Origin of the sequence: Flavobacterium sp. CLA17 (assembly GCF_013112255.2) — a bacterium.
GTDB lineage: Bacteria > Bacteroidota > Bacteroidia > Flavobacteriales > Flavobacteriaceae > Flavobacterium > Flavobacterium circumlabens.
The window spans coordinates 4,278,787-4,295,991 of record NZ_CP068294.1; the positions used below are offsets into that span (position 1 = coordinate 4,278,787).

A 17,205-nucleotide genomic window follows, 5' to 3' on the forward strand; every position below is an offset into this window, starting at 1 on the left:
ATTTAATGTTAAAAACATCTATATAATTATATCAAACATTAAACAAAAAAGTAAAATTTGATACTATTAATAGTGCTTAAAGAAAACTCTTAATGAATGTAATTAAATAGTAATAAGTCATTTAAGTCGAGCTGGTAAAAATAACTTAGGATAGCGTTTTCCAAGTAATTATATTATGTTTTAATTACAAATGATAAATCTCCAAAACATCATAGAATTACAAAGAGAAATAACAGCAATAGGCAAACGTGCCAGGGCTTTTATCGAAAAGGAACATGATTATGTGAAAATTGCTGAGAAGTACCTGAATGTTTGGAATGAAAGTTAAATCAAACTCTTCCTAAAATACAAACACAAAACAATCCAATACATAAAATTATCAAATGCCTGAGCCATTACTACGCCTTCAATTCCGTAATAATGCATAAAAAATAAACTGGCAAAATATAAAACGGTAAGAGAAAATAGTTCCGAAATTATAAAAGCTTTCGTTAGCTTTTTAGCAAAAAACTGATAGCCTAAAATAAGGGAGGCCACTTTAAAAACATCACCAATCAATTGCCAAAGAAACAAATTGGTAACCGGTAAAAACTCTTTCGTAAACAATACGTGGATTATGAAAAATCTTAAAAAATAAACGACAATTAATCCTCCGGCAAAAACAGGTAAAATTGATTTATAAAATCTCCAAAAAACAGTTTTAGTTTCTTCATTAGTTTGTGCTATTGAAAGTTTCGGTAAAAAATAGACGGTCAAAATTGTACTAACGAACATTAGATAATAAGAAGATATGCGAGTCATGGTTTCCCAGAAACCTGCCTGATCCATACCTAAATTTTCAATAATTTTATTACGGATAGCCAGAAAAACAACAGGTCCTAAAACAGAGGAGACCAGCGCCATAAGAGAATAAGAAGACAGATTTTTAATGATTTTGAAATCAAACAAATGCAAACGAACCGAACCTAAAAAGTTAATTTCTCTATTTAGAAAATAAAAAGTGACGAAAAACAATACTGCTGGTGTTAGTACAATTGCCAATAAAGCACCAAGAGTTTTAAATTGGAAAATCATAAAAACAGATACAAGCAAACCAATGGCATTGCCAATAATATTGATCCATATTACTTTTTTAAACTGGCTCAATCCATTTAAAATAGCGAGTAAAAATACCGAAACGGCATACCAGGGTAAGGCTAAAGCTAAAATTTTAAAAACGAGGGAATAATCCAATTGATCGCTGAAAATTTTAGCATTCCAGAATGCTGCAAAAAAATATAAAAGAAGACTTAAGATAACAGCAACGGTAATCAAACTTATAAAAACAGTGGCGATTATCTTTTGAAGTTCCCTTTTATTCTTTTGATTTTCGGCTACATATTTTACTATTCCGTTCTGAAAACCAAGTGTAGAAATACTCTCTAAAGAAGTTAAAAAATTACGCAAATTCCCAACCAAAGCCATACCGCCCGGACCAACAAAAATGGCTAATATTTTAGAGGTAATAAGCCCAATTCCTATTTTTAGCGCTACACTAAAACTGTTTAAGGAAGTGATTTTAAACAAGGTTGTCTGCGTTATTTTTTTTAAGGAATTCAAATTAATATTTATTTAAAACCGCAATAATAAAATCCACTTCGCTTTCTGTCAAAACCGGACTCATGGGCAAACTCAAAACCTCTTGATGAATCTTTTCCGTAATCGGAAAAGATAAATGATTCCAGTCTGGAAATGCTTTTTGCTTGTGTACCGGAATTGGATAATGAATAACGGTCTGAATAGTATTTTGGGTTAAATATTCCTGTAAATCTTCGCGATCTGAAGTCCGGATAACAAACAAATGAAAAACATGACTGTTCGAAAAATCCCAAACCGGAAGAACTATTTTTTCGTTCTTGATTTCAGATAAATATCTTTTGGCTATACTTCTTCGTCTGTTATTATCCGCATTTAAATTCGGTAATTTTAGATTTAAAAAGGAGGCCTGAATTTCATCCAGCCTTGAATTTACACCAATATATTCATTATAATATTTTTTTTCAGAACCGTAATTCCGCAGCGAAAAAAGCACTTTTGCTAATGCTGAATCGTTTGTAGTTATCGCTCCACCATCTCCTAATGCACCCAGATTTTTCCCGGGATAAAAGCTGTACGCCATTGCCCCCAAAGACTTTTCAACTTCGATCAAAGTGGTATTGTTGGAATTTGGAATTTTCACCCTATTGGAATTTTCAAAAGCTCCATGCGATTGCGCGGCATCTTCCACCACCAGCAAATTATTCTGGTTTGCAATTTCATTAATTTGATCCATTTCGGCCAATTGCCCGTACAGATGCACAGCCAAAATAGCTTTTGTTTTTAGAGTGATTTTTTCCTGAATCAGATCCGGGTTAAGATTGTAGGTTTCTAATTTTGGTTCGACCAAAACCGGTACTAAATCGGCTTCAATAATGGCTAAAATACTTGCAATATAGGTATTTGCAGGAACGATAACTTCATCGCCTTTTTGGAGTTTTCCTAACGCTACATATCCCATGAAGATTAATGTCAAAGCATCAAAACCATTGCCTGTTCCGATACAATATTCGGTCTTGCAATAGGCAGCGAAAGCTTTCTCAAATGTTTCCACCTCTTTTCCTAAAATATACCAGCCGCTATCCAAAACCGATTTCAGTTTTTCCTGAAAAGCAGTTTCATAGGGTTTGTTTATTTTTTTAAGATCCAGAAAAGGTATCATGTATTTGTTTGATTAGATAAAAACCGTTTCTAATTTACTATAATTGGCTGTTTCAACTTCATAAAAATCATGAATTATGGTACCGGCACCAAAACTTTCTTTCCAGTACGATAATCCTTCATTAAGATTTTTACCCTGATTTTCATTCGAAATTCCAAAATCGAAAAATCTTTTCCCGGCAAATCTTTCCTGAATTAAATACTGAAATAAGTAATCTAAACTGCCCAGGTTGTCACGCTTTTCGTTTTTCGAAATATATTGACAATGCGCTACCGTTTCGGTTTCAAAAATAGTAGTTCCTGCCACAATTTTATCAGCTGCATAAACATTAAACTGATAAATATTATTCGGAAAATGCGCTTTTAGCTGATTCATTTCTACTATCGAATGAACTGGTTTTGCATGATGTTTATATGCTAAATTCGGAATTAGGACTTCATTCCAAAAGGATTCAAAATCATTTTCTTCCTTAATGATCAATTGATTTGAAATGGCCTTCTGAAAACCTCTTTTCCTGATTTTGGAAATGTTTTTTTCCTGTGATAAATCAATTACAGAAAGGGAATCGCGCCGAACTAATTTGGCATCAGCTAAAAACAGACTGTATAAAATTTCTTCAGCGGGCTGGAGATGATAAATGGAGGGAATAGTTTTGTAATGCAATTTTTCGAATTCATTTTCATTCAAAAAAAACAAAATAGCCTTAAAAATTTCGATTACTGATGCTAGTTTTGTACTTCCTTCATACACCAATCCGCCATATGTTAATCCCTGATGCGAATACAACAAATTTCCTTGTTTATTAACGGGTAAAACTGCTTTTACTTTTTGATTTTCGAATACCAAAAGCGAAAAATCTTCAAAACGATCTGCATGATATTCCATGAAATCCCGGTGAAATAAAAACGTAGCATTTTTCGCCTGAGCAATAAACGCATTCCAGGTTGTATAATCACTTTTTTGATATTTCCTTACGGTATACTTTGTCATTTTCCTGCCACAGATTTTAAGGATTCTAATCCTTTAAAGTGGCTAATATATTATTTTAAAATCTTATTTGTGGTCAAATGCCGGTAAATACCATTTGAATTTTACTGCCATTAATCGAACTGAAATAATTACAACGGAAGTAACTATATATAAAATATCATTTTCCAGATTCAGCTTTTTCAGAATAAAGAATACAATTCCACCCAAAATACAGATCGTGGCATAGATTTCCCGTCTGAAAATAGTTGGAATTTCATTACATAAAATATCACGGATTACACCGCCAAAACAGGCTGTCATTGTTCCTAAGGCGATACAAATTACGGGATGCAGTCCGATTGAAATTCCTTTTTCCAAACCAATTAAAGTAAAAACGCCCAACCCAATCGTATCAAATAAAAACAAGGAGGTTCTTAGTTTATCAAATTTTTTCCGGAAAAGAATTGCAAGTCCAAAGCCTAAAATAATCACATAGACATATTGCAGATCCTGCATCCAGCCTACCGGCGTTCTGCCAATGAGAACATCACGAAGTGTTCCGCCGCCCACTGCAGTAACAAAAGCAATAATAAAGACCCCAAACGGATCGAGCTTTTTATGCATTGCCGTTAAGGCACCGGACATGGCAAAAGCCATGGTACCGATTATATCTAATAAATGGAACATTTTATATTTTTAACAGCCGGAATTTGAATTCCCCGGTTTTATTTAATTTTCTATCTTTTTACGTAAATCGGACTTCTTTTTAATAAATACGAAACAGAATCTATCCAGCTGTCTTTTAAATTTAAAAAAGGCTTTCTGGTTTGTGAGTAAATTTTACTGCCGTTTTTGTACATATCAAAATACACCGTATAATAGTAGTACATCTGAGTGTTAGCAGTGGTTGTAGAAATATCGTTTGTTTTTATTTTTTTGTCGTTGTCGCTAATTTTTGCATTTCCGCTGTTATAAGTGGTAGCCGTTGAACTTGAAGACATGGTAAACGAAACTTTGGCAGCCACAATATTATCAACGCCTAAGATTCTTTGAAGGTCCTCGATCGGCGTATCATCAATATTAGTATGGTCGATTCCGGCTTTGTGGAGTAAACTATTGGTAGTCCTTAAATCCTGAACGGTAAGCGGCAAAATATTAGCCGACTTGTCTAATAATTTATTGTAAAGGTCATTCTGTGCAAATTTTGACATGTCTTCCGAGCTTTGCAGATTATCCGAATTCACATAAGGAACCGGCAGTACAGCAATCGTATTGGTTTTCATTGGTGCATTCGCGATCACCTGATTTGATGAACTGCTATTGCTAACAGGATTACTGTTCGCAGCAACATCGAAAGTCTGGGAACGGCCACTCGAAAAATCAATTCTGGCAATCTGGGAAACATCCAGTGAAATTTGTAAAGTTTCCCCGGGTAAGGAATATTCGACTGTTTTATCAGACATTTTCGAAATTGTACACTCAATAATCTGATAATCACGTTTTATTATTTTGTCTAATTTTTTACTTCCCTGAGCAAAATTTGCTACTGAAAAAAGCAACATTATAACCGTAAAAATTTTTGTAATTCTCATAATCTTTATTTTTTAAGTTACCCTACTCTTATGGCTTTTCGGTTACGCCGTGATGAATTCTTTATTGTTTTTATAGTTATAGCACTACATATTCTGTGTGTAAAAATTATAATCTTTTAAAATCACCCGAAGGAAATCACGCTCATTGCCGGATTGATTTTTAATCCCGGAAACAGTTTCAATTTTAGAAACCAGTTTATGAATCGTTTCGTAATCATTTCTACTATCTGCTTTTTGAAATGTTTCCTTAATAATTCGCATATCATTATCAGACAATTTTATCACCAAAGGATAGGTTGGCACATATGCTTCCCCTATTTCTTCGAGAATAGTATGGCTTATATTGATTGTGTTTTTTAAGGTAATCACAGCGGTACCGGCCACCATATCGCCCAAACGCTGTCCTTTTTTACTGGAAACCACGGTTATCACAGCAATAATTCCGCTCAGAATTGAGATATCTACCAGCCTGAAAAACCATCGCATCAGATAATCTCCGAAACCGGCCTGATAACCATCAATTTTTACTACTTTTATTTTAACCAGTTTCTTTCCAATGGTCTGTCCTTCAAAAATGCTCTCCAAAGTGATCGAATAAATTATAATCGGAAAATAAAGGAACAAAAGAATTGACATTCTGGACCAGGTATCTAAACTATCTAATAATTTTCCCAATTGTAACGCATAAAAAAAGATAAGCGAAATCACTATCCCGTAGGCTATTTTAATCACTAAATCGATAAAATAAGAGCCTATCCGCTCGCCGGCAGAAGCTGCTTTAAAATTTATTTTGACATTTTGCGTCGTATTAATTGATAATTCTGACATATTTTATATTTTAGCCCTTAATGAGAGAAATCGCCTTCATAAAACAAAATAAAGAAAAATGGCTGGAATTTGAGCTAGCTATTTTCGGTAAAGCTAAAAAAAATCCTGATGAGTTAGCTAATTTATACATTCAAATGATGAATGATTTATCTTACGCCCAAACTTATTATCCAAAAAGTAAAACGGTGGTTTACCTGAATCACCTGGCTTCACAGATTTATCAGAAGATTTACAAAACCAAACGCGCTGAAAAGAACAGGTTTACGGAATTTTTTAAAACGGAAGTTCCATTGCTTCTTTACGAATACAGAAGGTATCTGCTGTATTCTTTCGTCCTCTTCTTTGTTACCGTTGCCATTGGTGTGATTTCTGCGCGATACGATCAGAATTTTGTGCGGTTGATTTTAGGTGATGGTTATGTCAATATGACTTTGGAAAACATCAAAAAAGGAGATCCCATGGCTGTTTACGGAACCGGAAGTAACTGGGGAAGCTTTATCGGCATCACCATGAACAATCTTTATGTAGGTGCCAGATGTTATATTTACGGAATTTTTGGCGGAATTGGAACTTTTTATATTTTCCTTCAAAACTGCATTATGCTCGGGTCTTTCCAATACTTTTTTTACGAGCAGGGTGTTTTCTGGAAAAGCGTTCGCGGCATCTGGATTCACGGTTCCATGGAAATATTTGCCATTGTAATTGAAACTTCTGCCGGATTTATTTTAGGGGCTTCTATTCTTTTTCCTAAAACTTTTTCGAGAGTAAATTCTTTTAAAATTGGTTTTAAAAACAGTTTCAAAATATTCCTGAGCACCTTTCCTTTTACCATAAGCGCGGGATTCCTGGAAGGTTTCATCACCCGATATTCTATCGATATGCCCAACTGGCTCAGCAGTTTTATTATACTTTTTACTTTAAGCATAATTTCTTTTTATTATCTGGTTTATCCCTATATTGTTCACAAAAAGACACAACCACTATCAGCCAAATTGACTTAATCAGAACCGATAATGAATAAAATTTTCTTTGTTTTATCTTTTCTTTTTTTCTTCAGCATTTCAAATGCTCAGGATTCTTTGACCGTTAAAACCGATCCTCCTGAAATTTCATCCGTAAAATATACCGAGAAAGATATTAGAATCGATACCACTACGGTTGAACGGAAAACCTTTTCTAAAAATTTCAAAAAAAAATATACCGACTCCGATTTTGTATACGAATACAAAGCGCCGGAAAAGAATGCCTGGGATCATTTTAAGGAATGGCTGGCGGGAATTTTAAGAAGCCTATTCACTTTTAACAACCCTGCAGCAGCACTCCATTTTGTATCAATTTTGTTGAAAGTACTGGCTGTCCTGATTATTGTCTTTGTGATTTATCTGATTGTAAAAGCCTTAGTTGGTAAAGAAGGAAGATGGATTTTTGGAAAAGATTCCAACAAAAAAACAATTTACTATTCGGAGCTCGAGAAAAACATTCATCTCTTAGATTTCAAAAAACTCATTCAGGAAAGTATCGAAAGAGGTGAAAAAAGAATTGCCATCCGTTACTATTATCTTTGGTTATTGAAAGTTATGGCGCAGAATCATTATATCGAATGGGATATCGAAAAAACCAATTCCGATTATTTGTATGAGCTTCAAAGTCCCGTTTATAAAGAAGAGTTTACGTATCTGTCTTATTTGTACAATTACATTTGGTATGGTGAATTTGAAATTGACGAAACTACTTTCAAAAAAGCCGAAAACCGTTTTAAGAATTCCATAAAAACCTTTGGCAATGAATAAATCTATCAAAATTTACATCGCTATACTGGTTTTTGTGTTTGCCATAATTCTAATTGCAAGTTCCAACCAGCAAAAACCTATCGATTGGAGGCCAACGTATTCTGTCAATGATAAAATCCCTTACGGATTGTATATTTTTGATAAGGAAATCAATGGCGTATTAAAAAATCAAAAGATTGAAAGGGTTTCCACCATAACACCCTATGAATTTTTAGATTCAAAATATGTACCGGATACAATTGACGGGAAATATAAAATAAAAGGCACCTTCTTAAACATAGCTCCATCCGGAGAAATTGACAACCAGTCGGTAACGGAACTTTTCTATTTTGTATCTCACGGAAACAATGCTTTCCTGAGTATGAAAACATTTCCGCAATCTTTATTAGACAGTCTGAAAATTGAATTAAATACAAATTTTCAAAATCCTGATCCCAACGTAAAAATGTGGATAGCTAATAAAAAAGTAAGTAATAAGAAATACCCTTTTAAAGACATTGATACAGAAAATTATTTTGCAAAAATTGACACTGCAACCACTACGGTCTTAGGATATCAGGGCAATGAAAAACAAAAGCATGTTAATTTTATAAAAGTTCCTTACATTAATGGTTATTTTTACCTGCACATGCAGCCTGTTGCTTTTACCAACTATCATCTTTTAAAAGCAGATCATTATCAATATACTCAAAACGTGCTTTCTTATGTCCCAAAGGGGAATATTTACTGGTATACAAAAGGGCAAAACAGTGAATCGATTTCTGATTCTCCTCTACGGTACATTTTAAGTCAGCCGGCACTAAAATGGGCGTGGTATTTATTTTTAATCGGAATGCTGATTTTTATTCTTTTTAATGCCAAACGAAAACAACGAATTGTTCCAATACTAAAACCTTTACCCAACTTAACAGTCGATTTTACCAAGACAATCGGGAATTTATACTATCAGGAAGGGGATCATTATAATATAATCGATAAAAAAATCATTTACTTTTTAGAAAGAATGAGAAATGAATATATGCTCGATACCACAAAACTCGATGATGATTTTATTACAAAACTGCATCATAAGTCCGGAAAAGACGAAAATGATATCCGGGAACTTGTATTTTTGATCAACGAACACCGGAAAAGTTATCACGGAAGCCTCGAAGAAGATTTAATCCGGATTAATAATGCCATCGAGAAGATTTTAAATTAATATTTTTAACAGAAATTCATTCAAAGAAAAACATACCAAACATGGACGATTTTAATACATCAGAAACAGAAGTTACCAACGAAAACGTAAATTTTGAAACCAGATTAAATTTAGCACCACTTTTAGAGCACGTTAATACGATCAAAAAAGAGCTTGAAACGGTAATTGTTGGTCAGCATAAAATGATCGATCAGCTTTTGGTTGCTATTTTATCCAACGGACATGTTTTACTGGAAGGTGTTCCGGGAGTTGCCAAAACGATTACCGCTAAATTATTATCCAAAACTTTAAATATTGGCTTTAGTCGAATTCAGTTTACGCCGGATTTAATGCCTTCGGATATTTTAGGAACTTCTATATTTAACCTCAAAAATTCTGAATTTGAATTTAAAAAAGGACCTATTTTCTCCAATCTGATTTTGATCGATGAGATCAACCGTGCCCCTGCCAAAACACAGGCCGCCCTTTTTGAAGTTATGGAAGAACGCCAGATAACCATTGACGGATCGGCCTATATTCTTGAGACTCCTTTTTTGGTTATTGCTACACAAAACCCAATTGAGCAGGAAGGAACCTACCGTTTACCGGAAGCACAATTAGACCGTTTTTTATTCAAAATCACCATTGATTACCCTAAACTGGACGAAGAAATTCTGATTATACAAAGAGAGCATTTATTGCAAAATCACGGTAAACTAGAAGCGATAAAAACGATTCTTTCCGCTGAAGAAATCAAGGCATATCAGGCACTGATCAAACAAATAAGAGTAGAACAGAACCTGTTGGAATACGTTGCCAGAATCGTAGTGAACACCCGTGAAAATGCCTTCTTATATCTGGGAGCTTCTCCACGTGCCTCAATAGCAATCCTAAACGCATCCAAAGGTTTTGCAGCCATTCGTGGCCGTGATTTCGTAACACCGGAAGATATCAAAGAAGCAGCAGTTCCCGTTTTACAACACCGTGTTATTGTAACACCGGAACGCGAAATGGAAGGAATTACAAGCGCTGAAATCATTAAGCAGATTATAGAAACTGTCGAAATCCCGAGGTAAAAAAGATTCGCAGTTTACAGTTTTCAGTCGCAGTCTGCACACTGAAAACTGAGACTGAAAACTGTTACTGAGACTGAAAACTGCTAAAAAACATAAAACAAAAAAAATTGAAATTCATAAAAAGTCTATACCTCAATAACTTCTTTTTCTACGTGCTTTTAGGCATTATAGGAATGTTTGTTTGCGCTTTTATTTTTCCGAATTTATACAATGGCGTCTGGTTTGTCGTTTTGGTTTTAAGTACTTTTCTGCTGCTTGATATTTTGCTTTTATACCTGGCCAAAACGGGTATTGAAGCAACAAGGAATACTCCTGAAAAGCTTTCGAATGGTGATTTGAACCCTATTAAAATTGTACTAAAAAATCACTATACTTTTTCAGTTTCAGTGAAAATCATTGACGAGATACCCTTTCAGTTTCAGGTGCGGGATTTTAAAATTCTGAAAAATATAAAAGCTTCTGCCCAGGAAGATATCAAATATGATTTGCGTCCGACAGAACGTGGTGAATATTATTTCGGAAACCTGAATATTTATGTTTCTTCCCCGTTAAAATTAATTTCCAGAAGATTCACTTTCGATAAAGACCAGATGGTTCCTACCTATCCGTCTTATATTCAATTGAAAAAATACGATTTGTTTGCTTTTTCGAATACGCTGTTTCAATACGGAATTAAGAAGATTCGCCGTATTGGACATACGATGGAATTTGAGCAAATTAAGGAATATGTTCAGGGCGATGACCTTAGAACCTTAAACTGGAAAGCAACGGCAAAGAAAAATGCGTTAATGGTGAACCAGTTTCAGGACGAAAAATCGCAGTCGGTTTATCTGGCGATTGATAAAGGCCGTATCATGCAAATGCCTTTTAATGGCTTAAGTTTGCTGGATTATGCGATAAATTCGACTTTGGTTTTATCCAATATTATCCTGAAAAAGCAAGACAAGGCAGGGATTTTTGCGTTCTCTAAAAAGGTTGAAAACCGGGTTTTCGCTGAAAAAAGAGGTTCACAGATGCAAAAAATACTGGAAACATTATACAACATCAAAACTGACTTTTTTGAGAGTGATTACAGCAGATTGTATGTAGACATCAAAAAAAATATCAATCAGAGAAGTTTGATTATTCTGTACACCAATTTCGAAACCATGGATGGCCTGAACCGACAGTTACCCTATTTGAAAGGAATTGCCAAAAGCCATCTTCTGGTGGTTATTTTCTTCAGTAATACCGAACTCAACGAAATCATCAACAAAAAAACCGACACGATTCAGGAAGTCTATGATAAAGTCATTGCCGAGAAATTCATGTTCGAAAAGCGTTTAATTGCCAATGAACTTAAAAAATACGGCATTCATTCGATACTTACACAACCGGAAAACCTGACTCTGGATGCCATTAACAAATATCTGGAAATTAAGTCACGTGGAATTTTATAGCTGATCCTTTTGTTAATTTATGGTTATTTTTAAAACATAAATTAAAAACACTTTTATTGTTTCGAATAATATTGGTTAGTTTTGAATTATTTATTGGTACCAATTCTTAATTTTAAACTTCATCTAAAATAATAAAAATGAAAAAATTACTTCTAATTCCATTCATTTTAATCAGCTTTTTGGCAACGGCACAAAAAACAGAAAACATTATTATCATAACCACAGACGGTTTTAGATGGCAGGAAGTTTTTAAAGGAATGGACCCGGCAATTGCGAATGATAAAAACTTCAATCAGGGAGACAGTACTTACATTTACAAAAAATATTACAGCACCGACAGCAAAGAAAGCCGCAAAAAGCTAATGCCTTTTTTGTGGTCTGAAATTGCTTCCAAAGGTCAGATTTATGGCAATCGTGCTTTAGGGAATAAAGTAGATGTTGCTAACCCGTATTGGTTCAGTTATCCAGGATACAGCGAAATCATGACCGGAAATGTGGATCTTTTGGTCAATTCCAATTCCTATATGGCGAATCCAAATGTGAATGTGCTGGAGTTTTTAAATCAGCAGTCCAAATTAAAAGGAAAAACAGCCGCTTTTGGCGCCTGGGATGCATTCGATCGGATTTTAAATGAAAAAAGAAGCAATTTTCCTGTAATTTCAGCCTTTGATGCTGTTGGAGGAAATAAACCTACGGCTGTTCAGAAATTATTAAATGAAATGCGTGATAATTCGTTTAAGCCGTTTCATGAAGATGAATCCCTGGATGTTTTTACCCATTATGAAGCTTTAAACGAACTGAAAACCAACAAACCAAAAGTACTTTATATTGCCTACGGAGAAACCGACGAATGGGCACATGCCGGACATTACAGATCTTATTTGGATGCGGCAAATCAGGTAGATACCTGGATAAAAGAAATCTGGAATTTTGTACAAAATGATCCCCAGTACAAAAACAAAACGACACTCTTAATCACAGTAGATCACGGACGTGGCGATAAAATAAAATCAGAATGGACAAGCCACGGTGACAAAATTGCCGGCGCCTCCGAAATTTGGTTCGCCGCAATGGGTCCTGAAATTGCCCCAAAAGGCGAGATCAAAACAGAATCTCAATGGTATCAAAAACAATTTGCCCAAACCATCGCCAAAATCATGGGATACACTTTTACGGCAGAACATCCTGTTGCGAGTGAGATTAACGAAGTTTTTAAGAAATAAACTTATGGGATACAGTGCTTTTTTTTGCCACGAATTTCACGAATTTGCACTAATTTTTAATTCGTAAAAATTCATTACCGAACGATAGCGAACAAGCGAAGTAAATTCGCAGCTAACTTTATATTTTATCTCTTAAATACCTATAACGTTTTAAAGACCTTGCAAAAGAAACCTCTGAACCTTTGCACCCTCAACCTTTGCTCCTATTTTAAAAAAATCTCAGTACCTTAGCCCCTCAGAAACTTAGCCTCTATTTTAAAAAAACCTATGAACCTTTGCAACTCTGAACCTTTGCTCCTATTTTAAAAAAATCTCAGTACCTTAGCCCCTCAGAACCTAAGTACCTTTAAAAAAAATGAAACAAATTACTTCAGTACAAAATCCTTTTATAAAATCACTTGTTTTACTGCAGGAAAAGGCAAAAGCCCGTAAACAAACCGGAACTTTTTTAATTGAAGGATTACGTGAAATTTCAATAGCCATAAAAGGCGGCTACGAAATCGAAACGGTTTTATTTTTACCGGAATTAGTTACTGAAAATCAAATCAATACATTAGTCGGCACACCGGTTCCATTAATAGAAATTAACAAAGAAGTGTACCAGAAACTGGCCTATCGCGATACCACCGAAGGCATTCTGGCCATCGCCAAAACAAAATCAATGCAGTTATCCGATTTAAAATTATCGGATAATCCACTAATCCTAGTAGCCGAAGCCCCTGAAAAACCGGGAAATATCGGAGCCCTTTTGCGTACAGCTGATGCTGCAAATCTTGATGCCGTTTTAATCGCCAACCCCAAAAGTGATTTATACAATCCGAATATCGTTCGTTCCAGTGTCGGCTGTCTGTTTACCAACCAAATTGCAACAGGAACTACTGCCGAAATTATTGCTTTTCTGAAAGAAAAAAAGATTGCTTTTTACTGTGCTACCTTACAAGACTCCACTTCCTATCATACACAGGACTTTACAACACCAACAGCTTTAGTGGTCGGTACGGAAGCCACTGGCCTGACGCAGGATTGGCGTGATGCTGCCACAAAAAACATCATCATCCCTATGCAGGGCGAAATCGACAGCATGAATGTATCTGTTGCAGCCGCCATTTTGATTTTTGAAGCCAAACGTCAGAGAGGGTTCTGATTTTAGATTCTTAGATTCTTAGATTCTTAGATTCTTAGATTCTTAGATTCTTAGATTCTTAGATTCTTAGATTCTTAGATTCTTAGATTCTTAGATGAAATTAAAAGCCTGCGGCTTTACTTTTTTTGCTTTTAAATATTTTTACTATTTATTTTTGAACAAATAATAAACATTTCTCTTGTCAGACTGAGCGAAGTCGAAATCCTTTTTAAAAGGCAAAAATCTAAAATCTAATATCATAAATCTCCAATCCATTCCCTTGCGTATGTTCTAACTTATGCTTATTTTTAGTACTTGAACTATGCCGTTATGATAGAAATAGATATTGAAAAAGAAAATAAAGCAATTGCGCAGGAATACAAAGAATTACTTCGAATTAGCTACCAGACTTTATCCCCTGCCGACAAAAAACTGATCCGAAAAGCTTTTGATGTTGCAGTTGATGCCCATAAAGAACAACGCCGCAAATCCGGAGAAGCGTATATCTTTCATCCTATTGCAGTTGCAAAAATTGTGGCCTCAGAAATTGGTTTGGGAGCGACCTCAATTGCAGCCGCTTTATTACACGATGTAGTGGAAGATACGCCAATAACGGTTGAAGATATTGAACGATTATTCAATCCCAAAGTGGCACAACTGGTCGAGGGGCTTACCAAGATTTCGATGGTTCAAAAGGATCTTAATGCCTCCATGCAGGCTGAGAATTTCAGAAAAATGATCCTGACTCTTAACGATGATGTACGTGTTATCCTGATCAAACTGGCCGATCGTCTGCACAATATGCAAACCATGGATTCGATGGCGGAATATAAACAAACCAAAATCGCCTCCGAGACGCTCTACATTTATGCTCCGCTCGCCCACCGTTTAGGTCTTTACAACATTAAAACGAAACTTGAAGATTTAGGTTTAAAATATACAGAACCGGCTGTTTACGAAGATATCGTAAGTAAAATCAGGGAGACTAAAGAAGAACAGGACGCTTATATCAAAGATATTTCAGATGTTTTAAAGAAATCTTTAGACAACGAAAATATTGACTACATCATCAAAGGCCGTCCGAAATCTATTTATTCGATTCGTAGAAAAATGCGTGCACAAAGTGTAAGCTTTGATGAAGTATACGACAAATTTGCCCTTAGAATTGTCTATAAATCAGACCCTCACGATGAAAAATTCGTAGCCTGGAAAATATATTCTATCGTAACAGATCATTACAGACCAAGCCCAAGTCGTTTGCGCGACTGGATTTCATCTCCAAAATCAACCGGTTACGAGGCATTGCACATCACCGTCATGGGGCCAAAAGGCCGCTGGGTTGAAGTACAGGTTCGAAGCGAGCGTATGGATGAAATTGCCGAAAAAGGTTACGCTGCCCATTACAAATATAAAAATGGAGCTACAGAAGAAAGCGGTTTGGATGTCTGGCTGAATTTACTTCGTGAAGCGCTGGAAAATCAGGAAACCAATGCAGTTGATTTTGTAGAGGATTTTAAAATGAATTTATATTCAAAAGAAATCTTCGTGTTTACCCCAAAAGGAGAAATCAAATCCCTGCCAAAAGGTGCCACTTCACTTGATTTTGCTTTTAGCATTCACTCCGAAATCGGAATCAAAACCAGAGGAACACGTGTAAACGGACGTCTTGTTCCCTTAAATCACGAACTAAAAAGCGGTGATCAGGTCGAAGTTATTACCTCTGCCAATCAAAAGCCAACCGTAAACTGGCTGGAGTACGTAACGACTTCAAGAGCTAAAAATAAGATCAAAAACGTTCTTAACGAGAACACCAAAAAAATTGCCGAAGAAGGAAAGGAATTGCTTACCCGAAAACTTAAACATCTAAAAATTACAATAAGTGAGCAGGTTATCAATGAATTGGTTAACTTCTTCAAGCTTAAAACGAGTTTAGATTTATTTTACAGAGTTGGAATTGGTGCTATCGAAAATCAGCAGTTAAAAGATTACGCTGCACAAAAAGGCAACACGTTTATCAATTTCTTTAAAAATAAAATCAAAAGAAATAAAGATACTGCTGCCGATGATATTCATAAACCCGTCATTAGCAGTAATTATGATATGTTGGTTTTTGGAACCGAACATGATAAATTAGATTATAAACTTTCACAATGCTGCAACCCAATTCCGGGTGACGATGTTTTTGGTTTCGTAACGATCAATGAAGGAATCAAAGTCCATAAAAAAGATTGTCCGAATGCGATCGGAATGCAGTCGAATTACGCGTATCGTATCATGAGCGCGAAATGGATTGATTCGTCTCAGGAAGAATTCAAAGCGATTATCAATATTACCGGAATGGATGTTTTGGGACTTACCAACCAATTGACCAGAGTGATTTCGAACAATATGAGTGTGAACATTCAGAGTATTTCCCTGAGTACGGATGCCGGAATTTTTCACGGTCAGATTGCGGTAATTGTCAAGAATAATACGATTTTGAAAAAGATGATCAATGCCATCAAAAAAATTGACGGCGTTGACAAAGTGACCCGAGAATACAGAACGTAAGCCTTAATAAAAAAGATCTCATGAGAAAGGACCATTTAAAAATACCCGAATTAACTTTTGATGAAAACGGAGTACTTATCATTACAGCCTCTGATTCTTCTTCTAAAAATGATTTTGATTTTTTTAAAGGCAAGTCCAATATCATCAATAAAAAACTAAAAAAGAGACTTTGTAATTGTACAGAGTGGATTGAATTTCCGTCGACTCAGGACATGTATACTATTTTGAAGGGAATTGGCAACATCGATAATTTTCTGGCCACTTTTGATGGAGAACCTTTTGAAGGAATGACCGTCCGTTTATTTAATCCGTTAACAAAACTATGGAGTATTTATTGGTCAGATTCGAACACAGGAGTTTTAGACAGGCCCGTAGTTGGTTCGTTTGAGCATCATGTGGGACACTTTTTTTCAGAAGACACTTTTGAAGGCCAAAATGTAATTCAGGTATTCCGATGGGATGCCAGAGATGAAAAAAATCCGGTGTGGAGCCAGGCGATGAGTGCTGATAAAGGAAAAACATGGGAATGGAACTGGTACATGTTTATGACAAAAACAGAATAAAAATTTTGTTAGTTTTATCTCATATAAAAATAAATATGTTAATAAAGTTTCTGCAAATCCATAAATAAAACACGATGTAAAACCCTTAAACAGGAGTATTGACAGCGTCTAAATCGAGATTTGAAAGTTAAACTT

The 17,205-nt window shown here is 35.2% G+C and carries 16 protein-coding genes; 10 read left to right on the forward strand and 6 right to left on the reverse strand.

Features of this window, described 5'->3' with window-relative positions:
• Positions 1 to 190 precede the first annotated feature (190 nt).
• Entirely contained in the window at positions 191 to 328 is a 138-nt protein-coding gene (locus HAV12_RS17630) for a hypothetical protein (protein ID WP_205423331.1), read from the forward strand.
• Here the strand turns inward: HAV12_RS17630 and HAV12_RS17635 are convergent.
• From HAV12_RS17635 to HAV12_RS17660, 6 genes are all read right to left on the reverse strand, one after another.
• Positions 325 to 1,599, reverse strand: a complete 1,275-nt coding sequence (locus HAV12_RS17635) for an O-antigen translocase (protein ID WP_240345181.1) — start codon at positions 1,597 to 1,599, stop codon at positions 325 to 327. The two genes, HAV12_RS17630 and HAV12_RS17635, sit on opposite strands and share 4 nt — an antisense overlap.
• A 1-nt stretch (position 1,600) precedes the next feature.
• The gene (locus HAV12_RS17640; protein ID WP_171570819.1) at positions 1,601 to 2,737 is read right to left on the reverse strand and encodes a DegT/DnrJ/EryC1/StrS aminotransferase family protein; all 1,137 of its coding nucleotides are present in this window, start codon (positions 2,735 to 2,737) and stop codon (positions 1,601 to 1,603) included.
• A gap of 12 nt (positions 2,738 to 2,749) precedes the next feature.
• Positions 2,750 to 3,727: a GNAT family N-acetyltransferase gene (locus HAV12_RS17645; protein WP_171570820.1), complete on the reverse strand. Its 978-nt coding sequence runs from the start codon at positions 3,725 to 3,727 to the stop codon at positions 2,750 to 2,752.
• A 63-nt stretch (positions 3,728 to 3,790) separates the two neighbouring features.
• The gene (locus HAV12_RS17650; RefSeq protein ID WP_171570821.1) at positions 3,791 to 4,393 is read right to left on the reverse strand and encodes a trimeric intracellular cation channel family protein; all 603 of its coding nucleotides are present in this window, start codon (positions 4,391 to 4,393) and stop codon (positions 3,791 to 3,793) included.
• A gap of 50 nt (positions 4,394 to 4,443) precedes the next feature.
• Positions 4,444 to 5,298, reverse strand: a complete 855-nt coding sequence (locus HAV12_RS17655) for a hypothetical protein (protein ID WP_171570822.1) — start codon at positions 5,296 to 5,298, stop codon at positions 4,444 to 4,446.
• An 84-nt stretch (positions 5,299 to 5,382) separates the two neighbouring features.
• Entirely contained in the window at positions 5,383 to 6,126 is a 744-nt protein-coding gene (locus tag HAV12_RS17660; protein WP_171570823.1) for an RDD family protein, read from the reverse strand.
• Between the two features lie 20 nt (positions 6,127 to 6,146).
• Here HAV12_RS17660 and HAV12_RS17665 point away from each other — a divergent pair, with 20 nt between their 5' ends.
• From HAV12_RS17665 to HAV12_RS17705, 9 genes are all read left to right on the forward strand, one after another.
• A complete protein-coding gene (locus HAV12_RS17665; protein WP_132035938.1) occupies positions 6,147 to 7,127 on the forward strand; it encodes a stage II sporulation protein M in 981 nt (326 codons plus the stop codon).
• Between the two features lie 12 nt (positions 7,128 to 7,139).
• A complete protein-coding gene (locus HAV12_RS17670) occupies positions 7,140 to 7,916 on the forward strand; it encodes a DUF4129 domain-containing protein (RefSeq protein WP_171570824.1) in 777 nt (258 codons plus the stop codon).
• Positions 7,909 to 9,117 carry a DUF4350 domain-containing protein gene (locus HAV12_RS17675; protein WP_171570825.1) on the forward strand — a complete coding sequence of 403 codons (1,209 nt, stop codon included), beginning with the start codon at positions 7,909 to 7,911 and terminating at the stop codon, positions 9,115 to 9,117. The genes HAV12_RS17670 and HAV12_RS17675 overlap by 8 nt, the downstream gene beginning before the upstream one ends.
• Positions 9,118 to 9,158: 41 nt before the next feature.
• Positions 9,159 to 10,172: a MoxR family ATPase gene (locus tag HAV12_RS17680; RefSeq protein WP_132035944.1), complete on the forward strand. Its 1,014-nt coding sequence runs from the start codon at positions 9,159 to 9,161 to the stop codon at positions 10,170 to 10,172.
• Positions 10,173 to 10,279: 107 nt separating this feature from the next.
• The gene (locus HAV12_RS17685) at positions 10,280 to 11,611 is read left to right on the forward strand and encodes a DUF58 domain-containing protein (RefSeq protein ID WP_171570826.1); all 1,332 of its coding nucleotides are present in this window, start codon (positions 10,280 to 10,282) and stop codon (positions 11,609 to 11,611) included.
• Positions 11,612 to 11,748: 137 nt separating this feature from the next.
• Complete coding sequence (locus HAV12_RS17690) at positions 11,749 to 12,834, forward strand: phosphoglyceromutase (RefSeq protein WP_171570827.1); 1,086 nt, start codon at positions 11,749 to 11,751, stop codon at positions 12,832 to 12,834.
• 355 nt (positions 12,835 to 13,189) lie between these two features.
• Complete coding sequence (locus HAV12_RS17695) at positions 13,190 to 13,978, forward strand: RNA methyltransferase (protein WP_132035949.1); 789 nt, start codon at positions 13,190 to 13,192, stop codon at positions 13,976 to 13,978.
• Between the two features lie 309 nt (positions 13,979 to 14,287).
• Positions 14,288 to 16,507 (forward strand): bifunctional (p)ppGpp synthetase/guanosine-3',5'-bis(diphosphate) 3'-pyrophosphohydrolase, encoded by a 2,220-nt coding sequence (locus HAV12_RS17700; RefSeq protein WP_132035951.1) that lies wholly within the window; start codon positions 14,288 to 14,290, stop codon positions 16,505 to 16,507.
• A 20-nt stretch (positions 16,508 to 16,527) separates the two neighbouring features.
• Positions 16,528 to 17,070, forward strand: coding sequence for a hypothetical protein (locus HAV12_RS17705; RefSeq protein ID WP_171570828.1), 543 nt, complete (start codon positions 16,528 to 16,530; stop codon positions 17,068 to 17,070).
• The last annotated feature ends 135 nt before the right edge of the window (positions 17,071 to 17,205 follow it).

Excerpts from the sequence above, each read along its gene's own strand:
- HAV12_RS17630 (WP_205423331.1), top strand. The coding sequence starts at position 191 with ATGATAAATCTCCAAAACATCATAGAATTACAAAGAGAAATAACAGCA.
- HAV12_RS17640 (WP_171570819.1), bottom strand. The coding sequence starts at position 2,737 with ATGATACCTTTTCTGGATCTTAAAAAAATAAACAAACCCTATGAAACT.
- HAV12_RS17645 (WP_171570820.1), bottom strand. The coding sequence starts at position 3,727 with ATGACAAAGTATACCGTAAGGAAATATCAAAAAAGTGATTATACAACC.
- HAV12_RS17650 (WP_171570821.1), bottom strand. The coding sequence starts at position 4,393 with ATGTTCCATTTATTAGATATAATCGGTACCATGGCTTTTGCCATGTCC.
- HAV12_RS17655 (WP_171570822.1), bottom strand. The coding sequence starts at position 5,298 with ATGAGAATTACAAAAATTTTTACGGTTATAATGTTGCTTTTTTCAGTA.
- HAV12_RS17660 (WP_171570823.1), bottom strand. The coding sequence starts at position 6,126 with ATGTCAGAATTATCAATTAATACGACGCAAAATGTCAAAATAAATTTT.
- HAV12_RS17665 (WP_132035938.1), top strand. The coding sequence starts at position 6,147 with ATGAGAGAAATCGCCTTCATAAAACAAAATAAAGAAAAATGGCTGGAA.
- HAV12_RS17670 (WP_171570824.1), top strand. The coding sequence starts at position 7,140 with ATGAATAAAATTTTCTTTGTTTTATCTTTTCTTTTTTTCTTCAGCATT.
- HAV12_RS17675 (WP_171570825.1), top strand. The coding sequence starts at position 7,909 with ATGAATAAATCTATCAAAATTTACATCGCTATACTGGTTTTTGTGTTT.
- HAV12_RS17680 (WP_132035944.1), top strand. The coding sequence starts at position 9,159 with ATGGACGATTTTAATACATCAGAAACAGAAGTTACCAACGAAAACGTA.
- HAV12_RS17690 (WP_171570827.1), top strand. The coding sequence starts at position 11,749 with ATGAAAAAATTACTTCTAATTCCATTCATTTTAATCAGCTTTTTGGCA.
- HAV12_RS17695 (WP_132035949.1), top strand. The coding sequence starts at position 13,190 with ATGAAACAAATTACTTCAGTACAAAATCCTTTTATAAAATCACTTGTT.
- HAV12_RS17700 (WP_132035951.1), top strand. The coding sequence starts at position 14,288 with ATGATAGAAATAGATATTGAAAAAGAAAATAAAGCAATTGCGCAGGAA.
- HAV12_RS17705 (WP_171570828.1), top strand. The coding sequence starts at position 16,528 with ATGAGAAAGGACCATTTAAAAATACCCGAATTAACTTTTGATGAAAAC.